This is a genomic window from Micromonospora sp. PTRAS2, assembly GCF_054052245.1.
Genome location: NZ_JBSWBU010000009.1, coordinates 151,697 through 165,964, shown reverse-complemented (window position 1 = coordinate 165,964; position 14,268 = coordinate 151,697). Strand labels below are relative to the sequence as shown.

General features: G+C 74.1%; 11 protein-coding genes. 7 read left to right on the top strand and 4 right to left on the bottom strand.

Features of this window, described 5'->3' with window-relative positions:
• Positions 1-144: 144 nt before the first annotated feature.
• Complete coding sequence (locus tag ACVMYR_RS25145) at positions 145-1,206, bottom strand: hypothetical protein (protein ID WP_077937826.1); 1,062 nt, start codon at positions 1,204-1,206, stop codon at positions 145-147.
• The gene (locus ACVMYR_RS25140) at positions 1,170-2,321 is read right to left on the bottom strand and encodes a transporter substrate-binding domain-containing protein (RefSeq protein WP_457122924.1); all 1,152 of its coding nucleotides are present in this window, start codon (positions 2,319-2,321) and stop codon (positions 1,170-1,172) included. Before ACVMYR_RS25140 ends, ACVMYR_RS25145 begins: the two co-directional genes overlap by 37 nt.
• 220 nt (positions 2,322-2,541) lie before the next feature.
• Between ACVMYR_RS25140 and ACVMYR_RS25135 the strand changes: the two genes are divergently transcribed.
• Positions 2,542-4,182, top strand: a complete 1,641-nt coding sequence (locus ACVMYR_RS25135; protein ID WP_457122923.1) for a hypothetical protein — start codon at positions 2,542-2,544, stop codon at positions 4,180-4,182.
• On the opposite strand, the gene ACVMYR_RS25130 is transcribed toward ACVMYR_RS25135, so the two are convergent.
• On the bottom strand, positions 4,175-4,660 hold the full coding sequence (locus tag ACVMYR_RS25130; RefSeq protein ID WP_457122922.1) for a DUF7144 family membrane protein: 486 nt from the start codon (positions 4,658-4,660) through the stop codon (positions 4,175-4,177). The genes ACVMYR_RS25135 and ACVMYR_RS25130 overlap by 8 nt on opposite strands.
• A gap of 358 nt (positions 4,661-5,018) precedes the next feature.
• On the opposite strand from ACVMYR_RS25130, the gene ACVMYR_RS25125 reads away from it, so the two are divergent.
• The 3 genes from ACVMYR_RS25125 (at position 5,019) to sthA (ending at position 9,455) form a co-directional block, all read left to right on the top strand.
• A complete protein-coding gene (locus tag ACVMYR_RS25125) occupies positions 5,019-5,408 on the top strand; it encodes a DUF1304 domain-containing protein (protein WP_431897899.1) in 390 nt (129 codons plus the stop codon).
• Positions 5,409-5,931: 523 nt separating this feature from the next.
• On the top strand, positions 5,932-7,914 hold the full coding sequence (locus ACVMYR_RS25120) for a family 43 glycosylhydrolase (protein ID WP_396790714.1): 1,983 nt from the start codon (positions 5,932-5,934) through the stop codon (positions 7,912-7,914).
• A gap of 137 nt (positions 7,915-8,051) precedes the next feature.
• Positions 8,052-9,455 (top strand): Si-specific NAD(P)(+) transhydrogenase, encoded by a 1,404-nt coding sequence (sthA, locus tag ACVMYR_RS25115; protein WP_077937816.1) that lies wholly within the window; start codon positions 8,052-8,054, stop codon positions 9,453-9,455.
• Positions 9,456-9,515: 60 nt separating this feature from the next.
• Here sthA and ACVMYR_RS25110 read toward each other — a convergent pair whose 3' ends face one another.
• The gene (locus tag ACVMYR_RS25110; RefSeq protein WP_457122921.1) at positions 9,516-11,399 is read right to left on the bottom strand and encodes a copper resistance CopC family protein; all 1,884 of its coding nucleotides are present in this window, start codon (positions 11,397-11,399) and stop codon (positions 9,516-9,518) included.
• A gap of 218 nt (positions 11,400-11,617) precedes the next feature.
• On the opposite strand from ACVMYR_RS25110, the gene ACVMYR_RS25105 reads away from it, so the two are divergent.
• The 3 genes from ACVMYR_RS25105 (at position 11,618) to ACVMYR_RS25095 (ending at position 14,160) form a co-directional block, all read left to right on the top strand.
• Entirely contained in the window at positions 11,618-12,229 is a 612-nt protein-coding gene (locus ACVMYR_RS25105) for a copper chaperone PCu(A)C (protein ID WP_353902207.1), read from the top strand.
• The gene (locus tag ACVMYR_RS25100) at positions 12,226-13,452 is read left to right on the top strand and encodes a Dyp-type peroxidase (protein ID WP_457122920.1); all 1,227 of its coding nucleotides are present in this window, start codon (positions 12,226-12,228) and stop codon (positions 13,450-13,452) included. Before ACVMYR_RS25105 ends, ACVMYR_RS25100 begins: the two co-directional genes overlap by 4 nt.
• Before the next feature lie 99 nt (positions 13,453-13,551).
• Positions 13,552-14,160 carry a copper resistance CopC family protein gene (locus tag ACVMYR_RS25095; RefSeq protein ID WP_457122919.1) on the top strand — a complete coding sequence of 203 codons (609 nt, stop codon included), beginning with the start codon at positions 13,552-13,554 and terminating at the stop codon, positions 14,158-14,160.
• Positions 14,161-14,268 lie beyond the last annotated feature (108 nt).

Below are 14,268 nucleotides of genomic sequence, written 5' to 3'. Positions count from 1 at the left end.
GTGCTCCTTCACTGGTGTGCAGGACCCCGCGCACGGGGATGCCGCCACCGGTGCCCGGCCGGTGTGCAGGCGGGACGCGTCACAGGAAAGCGCTTGCCCAGGCTAGTGACGCCTGCCTGTCCCGTCAATCGGTCGAGCCGGCAGTCACCGCGCGGCGGGGAGCCGGCCGTCGCAGCGGACGTCCGGGTCGGCGACGGGCCGCCGGGGCATCATCCAGTCCAGGACCGTCTCCTCCACCGGCCAGCCGTGCACCGTCACCACGCTGTACGGCACCCGCGCCGCCTCCGGGCACAGCACCTGCGACCGGACCCGGCCGTTCGGCAGGAACCGCACCCCCTCGGCCCGGTCCAGCACGATCGTCGACGTGTCGGTGACCGTGATGAGCGCGCCGAGCACCACCTCCGACCCCGCCCGGTCGGCCGGCGCCGGATCCCCGCCCGGGTCCGTGCCCGGGTCGGTGTCCGCGCCGGCGGCGCCCGCCCCCGGCGGGGCCAGCTCGACCGCGGCGGTCGGCAGCACCGGGACCCGGAGGAAGACCGCCCCCATCACCAGCGGGAGCACGGCGGCGACCGCGTACGCCAGGCCGTGCGTCAGCACCGGGGCGCTCCAGCCGGGGATCGGGCCGGTGAGCAGCACCGCGGCGGCGGGCGGCACCGCCAGCAGCGCGGCCGTGGCCAGTTCGTCCTGCCGCAGGGCCGCCCAGATCGCCGGGCCCAACGCGGTGTACGCCAGCACGGCCGCCGCCAGCGGCAGCGCCACGCTCACCAGCAGGATCCGGGTCGGCTGGTCCGGGTGCAGGTAGCGGGTGCGCAGCGCGAGCAGCCAGAGCCCCAGCATCAACAGCGTCGGCAGGAAGCGCAGCTGCCACGTCAGCGCCCCCAGCGCGACGGCGCCGGTGAGCACCCAGCCCGGCGTGCGCGCCGTCCCGGAGGCCAACAGCGACCGTTCCGGGTCGAAGCGGTCAGGGGCGCTGAGCCGCAGCAGCCGACCGAGCACACCGAACGTGAGCACGACCAGTGGGAACGCCCAGACCAACGCGATCAGCAGCGCGCTGAGCAGGCCGAGCGGGCTGACGTACTGCACCAGCAGCAGCATGGTCGACATGTCCTGCCGGCTGAGCTGCCACAGCCGCAGCACCAGCAGCAGGACGGGGAACGCCGGCAGGAGCGTCAGCAGCCACTGCTGCGCCTGCCGCGCCCCCGCCATGCGGCGCGGTCGGCCCGTCTTGCCGGGGCCGGCGGCGATCCGGGGTGCGCCGGGGCCGGTAGCGCGATCCTCTCCCACGGCCACTGCCGTACCTCCACCTTCCTCGGCTCCGGCTGCCGCTGTTCCGCGACGGACTGCGGGAGGTTGTACCGCTGCTGCCAGCGCAGGTTCGCGTCGTACGCGTTCTCCCAGGTCGAGTTCTCCTCGTCCTCGGCCGAGGCGTAGAGGGCGAGGTCGACCAGGTCCCGCAACGCCTCGTTGGAGCCGGTGTTGACGCCCCACCTCTCCTGCGCCGAGGAGCCGATGTCCCAGTGCCGCAGCGGCTTGACGCCCCGCAGCTCGACCGGGAAGCGCTGACCGTCGTCGTCGGGCCGGTCGCCGGTGACGAAGCCGGCGAGGATCGCGGCGTCGGTGGTGACCGCGTACACCTTGCCGTCGTAGAGCATCTGGACGCAGTCGCTGATCCGGTTGCGGCCGATCGGCTTGGCGCCGGCCTCCCGCAGGCGCTGGGCGGAGGTCGAGGTGGTCAGCGTGCAGACCGTCCTCCCGCTCAGGTCCTCCAGGCTGCTCACCTGCTCCGCCTCGCCGACGCTGTCCAGCGTGATCACCGACTGCTCGGTGTAGAGGTAGGGGGCGGAGAAGACCGCGCCCTCCTCCTCCCGTTGCTTGGTGATGCTGTAGGACGCGATCACCAGGTCGACGGTGACGAACCCGTCCCCGTCGCGGGCCTGACGGCGGGCCCGGTCCTCGCTCTCGATCGGCAGGAACCGCACCTGGGACCGGTCGAACCCCAGGTAGCCGGCGATCATGTAGGCGATGTCGACGTCGAAGCCCTTCCACACGTTGTTCGGGAACCGCTGGGAGACGCCGGGCTGGTCGTCCTTCACCCCGATGAGGAGCTGCTGCCTGCCCTTCAGCCCGGCCTGCTCCAGCAGCTCGTCGCGGGTCGGCGGGCCGAACGCGAGCACGATCGGGATCAGGGCCGCCGCGAGGACGGCCAGCGTGACCGTCAGCCCCACCAGCCGGACCTGCCGGGCCCGCGTGACGCGCGGCGGTGTGGTCTCCGCCGTGGCCGGCCGGGCCGGGCTCGGCTCGCTTGCCTGAGTCAACTGCATCCTCCCCCGCCGCACGGCCACGTGACCGGCCCTCCATTGTGAGCCACCGCCGGCGAGCACGGCGAGCCGCCATCCACCCGCCGGTCGGCCGGATACCGGACACCGCGACCGCCGTCCGACCGGTCCCGATTCGGCGGTATCGCCCCGGGGGCGGCGTCGCTCGCGAGAGAGTCGATGCCGAGACAGCCGGCGCCGACCCCCCGGTGAAGGAGCAGGACCCGTGCCACGATCCCGTCGTCTGCCGGCGCTGCTCGCCGTCGCCGGGGGCGTCCCACTGGTCGAGGCCGCGATCCTGACACGAATCGACTTCGTCTCGCCGCGGGCGCTCGCGCCGCAGATCACCGCGGTCTGGCCGTACGACACCTACCACGACCTGCGGTGGCTCTTCGTCTACCACAACTCCTGGCTGACCTTCGCCCTCGGTCTGGTCGCGGCGGTCGCGCTCCGGGGTGCCCTGTCCGCGCTGCTGGTCCTGCTCTCCTGGCCGGCGCAGGCGCCCCGGCCGGCCACGGGCGCGCTGGTGTGGCGCAACCTGGGGGTGGCCGCGCTCACCGCCGTCATCGTCACGCCCTTCGCCGCGCTGTCGGTCGCCGCGTCGGCGGTGGCCCTGTCCTGGTACCTGTTCGTCTCGCTCGGTCCGATGATCCTGCTCGCCCCCTTCCTGCAACGGATGGCCGTCGTCCCCCGCGGGTGGCGAGGGCTGCCGTCGGCAGAGCTGTTCGGCTGGTCGCTGCTGGACCTGGTGGTGCTCTCGGTTGCCGGAGGGCTGGTGTGGAGCGCCGCCCCGGCGTGGACGCCGCTGGTCGCGCTGGCGGCGGGGCTGTGCAACGGGCTGCTGTGGCGCCAGACGGTGCGCGCGGCGCTGCGGCCCGCCCACGTACGGCTGCCCCGGGTGCCGGCGGTGCCGGTGGTGGTGGCGCTGGCGCTGGCCGTGCCCCTGGTCAGCCAGATCCTCGCGGTGCCGCGCAGCGGCACGCGGGACACGTTCGGCCCGCCCGTCTTCTCGCAACCCCTGGCGGCGTCCGTCCCGTACGCGGTGCTCCTGCTCGCCGGGCACGACAGCGCCTACGACGGCCGGCCGGCCGCGGACCCCCGGGTGCGGCGCTACTCCTACGCCGGGGTGGACGCGGGTGGCCGGCCGCTGCCCTACCAGGCGTTGGACACCCACCAGTCGCTGGCGACCAGCGCGGAGCGCCTGGCCGCACAGGTCGACGCGCTGCACCGGCGCACCGGGCGGCCGATCGCGCTGCTCGGGGAGAGCGAGGGGGCCATGGTGGCACGGACCTACCTGCGCGACCGGCCGGGCTCACCGGTGCGCGCGCTGCTGATGTTCAGCCCGCTGGTCCGCTCCGGGCGGGCCTACTATCCGCCGGCGGAGGCCAGCAGCGGGTGGGGGATCGGCGCGGGGTGGGTGCTGCGCGCCATGTTCGGGTTCGCCAACCGCCTCGGCGACGGCACCAGCGATCCCGACGAGCCGTTCGTCCGCTCCCTCATCGACAACGCGCCCTTCTACCGCTACCAGACGATGTGCCCGATCCCCGGGGTGCGGGTGCTCGCCTTCCTGCCCACCGTCAGCTCGGTGGAGGCACCGCCGGGACCGTTCACCAGGATCCCGGTCGTCGAGGTCCCCGCCCTCCACGCGGCGTTCCTCGGCCGCCGGGTGATCGCCGACGAGATGATCGGCTTCCTCTCCGGCCAGAACCTCGACAAGCCGCGCACCGAGTACGGCGTGCTCCAGCGCCTCGGGGCGGCCTGGCAGGCGCCGCCCCTGACGGTCACGCTCAACCCGGCGTGGCGGGGCCAGGTCCCGCCGGGCACGAAGCCGTTCCTGCAGTCGCAGCTCTGCGCGCCGGTCAGCTGACCTCCCGCCCGGCCGGCGGGCCGGGCCGCCGGCGGGGCGTCGCTCGCAGGTGCCCGGCGAGCAGCCAGACCGCCACGGCGGCCAGCAGCCCCGACATCACCCGCTCCACCGGCTGGTACGCGAACAGGGCCACGGTGAGCAGGACGCCGAACGCGCCGGCACCGATCGCCGCGCAGGCGGTGGCCCGCCGGTCGACGGTCAACGCCAGCGCCGCCGCGATCACCGCCAGCCCCGTCGCCAGTTGGAGCCACGCCCACCCCGTGACGTCGAGACGCCGGAATCCCTCGTCGATCACCACGTACGGGTCCACCCGGACGGCGCCCGCGCCGACCGACGCGTCGATGGCGCCGGCCACGCCGAGAAGCAGCCCGGCGACGAGCCGGCGGCTGCGCCGGGCGTCGGCCGACCCGGCCCCGCCGGCCGGGGGACCGACCCGGCGCGGAGCGGGTCCGTTCGGATTCGACTGCTGCCCTCGCATGCTGCCCCACCGTGGTGCGTCCCGGGCGCGCCCGGTGGCGCGGCCGTGGCGGGTCCCCGTCGCCCTGCCGGCGGCAGGGCGGGCCGCCCCGTTGCCGAGGATGCCAGGTGCGCAGTCCGAGGCGGGCGGAAAGGCCCTATTTGGCGGGGCGCTGGCGAGCGCATCGTCGTCGGGTGGCACCACGGAGCGTCAGCCGCGCGCGGCTGGGGCTCCGTGGTGGCCGGAATCAGCGTGATCGCCTCGGTCGTCCTGACCCCTCGGCCGGTGGGGCCGGGCCCGTGCCGCCGAAGGACGGGGGGAGAATGGTCCCACCGGTGGCCCACCCGGCCGGCGGGGCGCGATCGGAGGAAGCGGCATCATGATCATCGCCGGACTCGTGCTGGCCGGCCTCGCCGGCCTCGTCCACGTCTACATCTTCTACCTGGAGTCGATCGCCTGGACGGGCGCCCGGGCGCGCGCGATCTTCGGCATCGCCAGCAGGGCGGACGCGGAGACGACGAAGGCACTCGCCTTCAACCAGGGGTTCTACAACCTGTTCCTGGCGATCGCCGTCGCGCTCGGCATCGTCCTCTTCGCGTCCGGCTCGCGGACCGTCGGGGCGACGCTGGTCTTCGTCGGCGCCGGATGCATGGTCGCCGCCGGTGTGGTCCTGCTGGTCTCGGCCCCGTCGAAGGCCGGCGCGGCCCTCAAGCAGCTCGTGCCGCCGCTGCTCGGCATCGCCGCCCTGGCGATCGGCCTCGCTTCCTGAGTTCCCACGCCGCACCCGACCCGGGGCGCCGACGAGCCCGGTCCCGCCGACGGCGAGATCCCCGAACATCGTTTCAGGTCGATGACTTGCCGATGTGAACGGTAACACGCTAGTGTCCGCTGCAGGAGCGAAGGGCGCGCTCCGACCGGCAGTACGGCCTCCGATCCGGGACCGGAGCCGCAAGCACGAGCGGCACCGACGACAGCTGTCCGGGGCCGTCCGCCGAGCGCTGCACCATGCCAGGTGCCGGTCGGGGACGGGAGCCTCTGTCGGCCGGGCCTCGGGCTGATGTCGACAGACCCGTGACGTTCCGCAGCCACGATCGTCCAGTCTCACCAGCCGCGACCGTGCCGGGCTGCCATCCGACCGAACTCCGTCCGCCGGCGCGTGCCGGCGGGTGCGGCGCCGCGGCGGTCGGGGTTCTCCGCCTCCCCGGCGTCGCGCCCCGCACGCCAGGCCGGCGCACCCCGCCCGACGTGCCACGACCAGCAGATCCAGGATCGCACAGAGGAGAGGAAAGGCAGTGAAACGCTCGCGTCTTCGGCTCTGGCTCGCCGCGACGACGGCCATCGCCGTCAGCGCCGCCGGGGCCACCATGGCCGTCTCCGCCCAGGCCGCCGCCGGCTGCAAGGTCACCTACGCGGTGTCCAGCCAGTGGCAGGGCGGCTTCGGCGCCAACGTCACGGTGGACAACCTCGGCGACCCGGTCAACGGCTGGCGCCTGACCTGGTCCTTCGCCGCGGGGCAGACGATCAGCCAGCTGTGGAACGGCACGGTCAGCCAGTCGGGTGCCCAGGTCACGGTGACCAACGCCTCGTTCAACGGCTCCATCCCCACCGGGGGCAACGTCAGCTTCGGCTTCAACGGCACCTGGACGTCGAGCAACCCGGCGCCGACCAGTTTCGCCCTCAACGGCGTCACCTGCACCGGCTCGGCCCCCACGGGCAACCCGACCACGCCGCCGCCGACGACCACGCCGCCGCCCACCACTCCCCCGCCGACCACGCCGCCGCCCTCGGGGTCGTTCACGAACCCGGTGTTGTGGCAGGACTTCGCCGACATCGACATCTTCCGCGTCGGTGACGCCTACTACTACTCCGCCTCCACCATGCACTACTCCCCCGGCGCGCCGATCCTGCGCTCGTACGACCTCGTCAACTGGGAGTTCGCCGGCCACTCGGTGCCCCGCCTCGACTTCGGCACCAAGTACGACCTCAACGGGTCGAACGCCTACGTCGACGGCATCTGGGCCTCGGCCATGAACTACCGCAAGAGCAACAACACGTTCTACTGGCTCGGCTGCGTCGACTTCTCCAAGACGCACGTCTACAGCTCCACGAGCGTCGAGAGCGGCTGGAACCGCATCTCCACCATCAACAACTGCTACTACGACGCCGGCCTGCTCGTCGACGACAACGACACCATGTACGTCGCGTACGGCAACAGCCAGATCAGCGTCGCCCAGCTCTCCGCCGACGGGAAGACCCAGGTCCGCTCGCAGCAGGTCTTCTCCACGCCGTCCAGCGTCGGCACCCTCGAGGGCGCCCGCTTCTACAAGCGCAACGGCAGCTACTACATCTGGCTGACCCGCCCCGCCAACGGCCAGTACGTGCTCAAGTCCAGCTCCCCGTTCGGCCCGTACGAGATGCGCCAGGTCCTGCTCAACATGCCCGGCCCGATCTCCGGCGGCGGCGTCCCCCACCAGGGTGGGCTCGTGCAGACCCAGAACGGCCAGTGGTACTACATGAGCTTCATCGACGCGTACCCCGGCGGCCGGGTGCCCGCCCTCGCCCCGATCAACTGGACCTCCGACGGCTGGCCCCAGATCCAGACCGTCAACGGCGCCTGGGGCGCCTCCTACCCCAACCCCCTGCCCACCCGCCCGGTCAAGCCCATGATCGGCAACGACACGTTCGCCGGCACCACGCTCGGCCCGCAGTACGAGTGGAACCACAACCCCGACGACACCAAGTGGTCGGTGAACAACGGGCTGCGGCTGCAGACCGCCACGGTCACCACCGACCTCTACAAGGCCCGCAACACCCTGACCCACCGCATCCAGGGGCCGACCAGCACCGCCACCATCGAGCTCGACTACTCCACGATGCGTGACGGTGACCGCAGCGGCCTGTCCATGCTGCGCAACTCGTCCGCCTGGATCGGCGTCAAACGCGACAACGGGGCCAACCGGGTGGTCATGACCAACAACATCACCATGGACAGCAACTGGAACACCACCAACACCGGCACCGAGATTGCCGGCGCGGCGATCAGCGGCGGACGCATCTGGTTGCGCGTCAACGCCGACATCAGACCCGGCGCGGGTCGGCAGGCCCGCTTCTCCTACAGCACCGACGGCACCAACTTCGTCTCCCTCGGCAACGCGCTCACCCTCGACAACAACTGGCCGTTCTTCATGGGCTACCGGTTCGGCGTCTTCAACTACGCCACCCAGGCCCTCGGCGGCAGCGCCACCGTCAGGAGCTTCAACATCACCACCCCCTGACCCGGCTCGCACCCGCGCCCCGGCACGTCGGCCCACCGGTCGGCGTGCCGGGGCGTCCGCCTGTCGGCGCCGACGGGCCGGGGGCCGCCGCCGAACGTGCGGTGGCGCGGGTTGCGGGATCTTGCGAGGCTTACGGCGTGTATGACTACGACCTGTTGGTGCTGGGCTCCGGGCCCAGCGGTCAGAAGGCCGCGATCGCCGCCGCCAAGCTCGGTAGGCGGGTCGGCGTCGTCGACCGCCGCGACATGATCGGTGGGGTGTGCATCAACACCGGCACCGTCCCTTCCAAGACGTTACGCGAGGCCGTGCTCTATCTCAGCGGCATGAGCCAGCGGGACCTGTACGGCAGCAGCTACCGGCTCAAGGAGGAGATCACGGTCGGCGACCTGGCCGCCCGTACCCAGCACGTGATCAGTCGGCAGACCGACGTCATCCGCAACCAGCTGGCCCGCAACCGGGTCGCGCTGATCACCGGCACCGGGCGGTTCGCCGACCCGCACACGATCTGGGTCGACGGCGAGTCCGGGCAGGAGTCGCGGGTCACCTTCGACAAGGCCATCATCGCCGCCGGCACCCGGCCGGCCCGCCCGGACAGCGTCGAGTTCGACGAGCGGACGATCGTGGACTCCGACGGGGTCATCAACCTGGAAGCCATCCCCCGCAGCATGGTGGTGGTCGGCGCGGGCGTGATCGGCATGGAGTACGCCTCGATGTTCGCCGCGCTCGGCACCAAGGTGACCGTGGTGGAGCGCCGCGACCGGATGCTCGACTTCTGCGACGAGGAGGTCGTCGAGTCGCTCAAGTACCACCTGCGCGACCTGTCGGTCACGTTCCGCTTCGGCGAGGAGGTGGCGGCGGTCGAAAAGCACGAGAGCGCCGCCCTGTGCGTCCTGAAGAGCGGGAAGAAGATCGTCGCGGACACCGTCATGTACTCGGCCGGCCGCCAGGGCCAGACCGACAAGCTGGCGCTGGAGGCGGCCGGGTTGCAGGCCGACCGGCGCGGCCGGATCACGGTCGACGCGAACTACCGCACGGCGGTGGAGAACATCTACGCCGTCGGCGACGTGATCGGGTTCCCGGCGCTGGCGTCCACCTCGATGGAGCAGGGCCGCATCGCGGCGCAGCACGCCTGCGGGGAACCGGTCCGCGCGCTCAACGAGCTGCAGCCGATCGGCATCTACACCATTCCGGAGATCAGCTTCGTCGGGAAGACCGAGGAGCAGCTGACGGAGAGCTCCACGCCGTTCGAGGTCGGCATCGCCCGCTACCGGGAGCTGGCCCGCGGCCAGATCGTCGGCGACTCGTACGGCATGCTGAAGCTGCTGGTGTCACCGGCCGACGGCCGGCTGCTCGGCGTGCACGTGTTCGGCACCGGCGCCACCGAGATCGTGCACATCGGGCAGACCGTCATGGGTTGCGGCGGCACCGTCGACTACCTCATCGACGCGGTGTTCAACTACCCGACCCTCGCCGAGGCGTACAAGGTGGCGGCGCTGGACGCGTCCAACAAGATCCGCAACATCGTCCGGATCGAGGGCTAGCGCGGCCCGGCTCGTCGGGGGCGGCCCGCATCGGCAGCGGTGCGGGCCGGCCCCCGGGTCTCACCCCAGGTCGAGGGTGAACTCGGCGGTCTGGACCTTCCCGTCGACCTGGAAGTCGAAGTACGCCCGGTAGCGGCTCGGGCCCGGCGCGGTCAGCCAGAACCTGGGCGCCCCGTCGACCAGTTCCTGATCCGGGTGGACGTGCACGTAGCCCAGGTCGCCCTCGCGGACGACCACCAGGTGCCCGTACGCGCCCAGGTAGCGTTCCAGGCGCGCGGGCGCGCCGGCCCGGCCCACCCGGAACGACAGCGGCACCGTCGCCCCGATCGTCGGGGTGCCGACCATCTCCACCTCGAACGGCCCGGCCGTCGCCCTCGGCTGGGCGGCCGGGAGGGTGGCCGGGGTGTGCGCGCCGGGAACCTGGTGGTCGACGCCGAGGACCAGCGGCCGCGCGGTGCCGTCGGCGGCGGTCGTGGCGAAGTCGGCGTAGACGCGGTAGCCCCCGGCCCGCTTGAGCGTCAGGGGCACGCTCCAGGTGCCGTCGGCGGCCATCGTCGGGTGCAGGTGCTGGTAGCCGCCCAGGTCCCGGCCCACCACGACCAGGTGCAGCGGCTTGTCGTGCACGACCGCGAAGCGCGTCTCCGGCCGCCCGTCGGCACCCACGATCCGGAACCGGTAGTCCGCGTTCACGCCGGCCGGCTGGGACCGCGTCACCGGCTTGAGCGTGTAGCCGCCGGCGCTGACCGTCGTGCCGGTCACCTGCGCCTGCGCCGGGTCGCCGTCGCCGGGATGCGTGTGCGCCCCGGCCCCCGCCGCGTGCTGGTGGCCGTCCCCCGCCGCGACCGGGCTTCCGGCGACGGGCGACCCGCCGACGGCCGCCGTGGCGGCCCGCCCGTCGCCGGCACCGACGCGGCCGAGCCCGAACCCGGCCAGCAGGGCGACCACCAGCCCGCCGACGACCACGGCGAGGCCCCGGTCGCCGAGCCGGGGCCCGCCCGACGGCGCGGGCTCGGGTGCCTCGCCCGGCCCGGCCGGGCCGCGTCGGGGGCCGCCGCCCCTGGTCGCCGGGCGCGGCTTCGGGCCGGGCGACTTCGCCCGTCCCGCCGCCCGGGCAGCCGAAGCGCGGCGCACCGCCCGACCGGCGGCGGGGCGGCGGGTCCACGGCCAACGGGCTGCCGGGCCACCTGCCCGCGCGGCGCGGTGCCGCCACCCGACGACGCCGGCCACCGCCGCGACCGCCACGACGACGCCGAGCCAGCCGAGCCAGCCGGGCCCGCCGGCGTCCCCGGCGTCGGCGGGGGCCGCTGCGGGAGAGGCCGCCGCGCCGGGGGCGGCCGGGGACGCGGCCGGCGCGGCCGACGCGCCCGCGGACCGGGGCGAGCCGTGTCCGGACGTCTCGTGCTGCTCGGCGGCGGCGACGAGCGACGGGTCGGGTCCCGTGGTCGGCGGGCGCCAGCCCTGCGGGGCGGCCGTGACCCGGCCGGTGTACCGGAAGCTCATCGTGCCCCGCACCGGCTCGCCGTCGGAGGCAACCGACAGGTAGCTGACCGTGTACTGCCCGGCCGCCGGCAGGTGCGCCAGTTTCACCACCGCCGGGAAGCCGGTGGCGTATTCGCGCGGCTCGAACTTCCCGTCGACGAGCAGGTATTCCCGCACCGGCTTGTCCAGGGGCGCGGGCGACCCGTGCGTCCAGCCGTCGTCGACCCGGCCGCCGTCCGGCGCGGTGACCGCGAAGTACGCGTTGTCGGCGACCCGCTCGGTGAAGTAGAGCTGCACGGTCGCCAACGGCTCGGCGACCGTGGCGCCGGTCGCCGGCGTGGACATGGCCAGGGTGCCGTGCGCCGCGGCGGGCGGGGCGGCCCCGAGGACGGCGACCGCCGCGGCGAGGACGACAGCGAGCAGGCCCGAGACGCAGCGGCCGGGGACCGGAGGGGGACGACGCATTGGATCATCCTCGCCGCACCCGGACTTCCGTCAAGCCTCTGCGAACTTTTTCCGCAGATGGCAAAAGTTTCCCCGCCCGCGCGCAGGTCCACCGGCCGGCCCGTCGCGGCGTCCGCCCCGACCGGATCCCCCGAGTGGCGTGGGTCACGGACAGCCGCGGAACTTAACCCCCCGTGACGCCGACCATCCACCTGCAATCGATCATCGAAGGGGAACCCATGCCCAGCCTCACCGCACCCCGCCGCACCCGGCGCACGGCAGCCCTGCTCACCGCCGCCCTCACGGCGGCGGTCGCCGCCGGCTGCGGCTCGCCGGACGACACGTCCACCGCCGCGCCGAACCCGTCACCGTCACCGTCGGTGTCGGCGAGCGCCGCCGCCGGGGTGCTGACCGTGCGCGACCCGTGGGTGAAGGCCGCCGACAAGGGCATGACCGCGGCCTTCGGCACCCTGGTCAACGACGGGGACACGGACGTGACCATCACCGGCGCGGCCACCGACGTGTCCCCGATGGAGCTGCACGAGATGACCATGAAGGACGGCAAGATGGTCATGCAGGCCAAGCAGGGCGGCATCGTGGTCAAGGCGAAGAGCAGCCACGTCCTGGAGCCCGGCGGCGAGCACCTGATGCTGATGAACCTCCGGCAGCCGGTGCGGGCCGGCGACGAACTCTCCTTCACGCTCACCTTCGCCGACGGCCGGACGCAGACCTTCACCGCCGTGGCCAAGCCGTTCACCGGCGCGCAGGAGAGCTACGCCCCCGGCCACGGCGCGACCCCGATGCCGGGCATGAGCGGCACGCCGCAGGTGACCACGAGCCCCGCCGCATGACCGGCACCGCCACCGGCCGTCCGGTGCGCAGGCGCGCCCTGCTCACCGGCGGGGCTTTGGCCGCCGGGGGCACGCTCGCCGCCGCCGCGATCGCCGCCGCCCGCTCCGACGACGCCGACGTACGCCCCGGCGGGGCGGTCCCGGTGGCCGACGTCGGCGGCGCGGTGGTGCCGTTCCACGGCGCGCGCCAGGCGGGGGTGGACACCGAGCCACAGGCGCACGCGTCGTTCGTCGCGCTGAACCTCGCCCCGGCCACCGACCGGGCCGCCCTGGGCCGGCTGCTGCGGCTGCTCACCGACGACGCCGCCCGCCTCACCCAGGGCCGGCCGGCCCTCGCCGACACCGAACCCGAGCTCGGCCTGCTGCCCGCGCGGCTGACCGTCACGTTCGGCTTCGGCCCCGGCCTCTACCGGGCCGCCGGCCTCGACGAGCGCCGGCCGGCGTCGGTGGCGGCGCTGCCGGCCTTCCGCGTCGACCGCCTCCAGCCCCGCTGGTCCGGCGGGGACCTGCTGCTGCAGATCTGCGCCGACGATCCGGTCACGGTGGCCCACGCCCAGCGGGTCCTGGTCAAGGACAGCCGGCCGTTCGCGACCGTGGCGTGGGTGCAGCAGGGCTTCCGCCGGGCGGCCGGCGCGGAACCGGGGCGCACCCAGCGCAACCTGTTCGGCCAGCTCGACGGCACCGCCAACCCACGCCCCGGCAGGCCGCTGGAGACCGCCGTGTGGGTGCCCGACGGCCCGGCGTGGCTGCGGGACAGCAGCACCCTGGTCGTGCGGCGGATCAGCATGAACCTGGAGACCTGGGACCTGCTCGGCCGCGCCGACCGGGAGCTGGCCGTCGGCCGTCGGCTCGACACCGGCGCCCCGCTGACCGGCACGGCCGAACACGACGAGCCCGACTTCGCCGCCGTCGACGACGCCGGGCTCACCGTCATCCCCGACTTCTCCCACCTGACCCGCGCCCGGGTCACCGACGACCGGCTGCGCATCCTGCGCCGCCCGTACAACTACGACGGGGTACCGGCCGCCGACGGCACCGCCGACAGCGGACTGATCTTCGCCTCGTACCAGGCGGACGTCACGACGCAGTTCCTGCCCATCCAGCGTCGCCTCGCCGAGCGGGACCTGCTCAACGAGTGGACCACCCCGATCGGCTCCGCCGTGTTCGCCGTGCCGCCCGGGTGCCCGGACGGCGGCTGGATCGGCCAGCAGCTGCTCGCCTGACCGGCACCACCGAACGCCCGAGCGGCACCACCGCACCGGCGGCCGACCGCCACCCGGCGCACCGGCTGCCCGAGCGGCACCACCAGGAAAGGGAGCAGCATGCGCAGACCCGTCCGCCACCCCCGCGTCGCGGGAGCCGCCGCCGCGCTGGCCGCCCTGGCGGTCCTGGTCGCGCCCGCCGCGCCGGCCGCCGCCCACAACAGCCTGGCCTCGGCCACCCCCGCCGCGGACGCCCGGCTGGCCACGCCGCCGTCCGAGATCACGGTGCGGTTCCTGCAGAAGCTGAACCCGGATCTCACCACCGTCGTGCTCAGCGACGCCGCCCGGCGGGTGGTGCCCACCGGCGTGCCGGTCGTCGCCGGCACGCGGGCGACCGTCACCGTCGCCGAGCCGCTGCCCGACGGCACCTACACGGTGGCCTACCGGGTCGTGTCCACCGACGGGCACCCCGTGCAGGGCTCCTACCGGTTCACCGTCGCCGACCCGGCCGCCACCGCGGCGGCCCCGGTGAGCCCCCCGCCCACCGCCGCGCCGGCCAGCGGGGCGCCGGCCAGCGGGGCGCCGACCAGCGGGGCGGCCGAACGCGCCAGCCGGGACGGCGGGCCCGGGCCGCTCACCGTGGCGGCCGGCGTCGCCCTGCTCGCCTGCGCCCTGGTCGGCGGCGCGCTCGCCGCCGGGCGCGTGCTGCGCCGGCGGCGCGCCCGGTAGCCCACGGCGGTCACGCCAACGGGGCCGGGAACTTCCCCGGCTCCGCGCCCGACCACCTCACCGGTGGGCCCCGCGACACCGGCACGACGGGACCCACCCCTGTCGTAC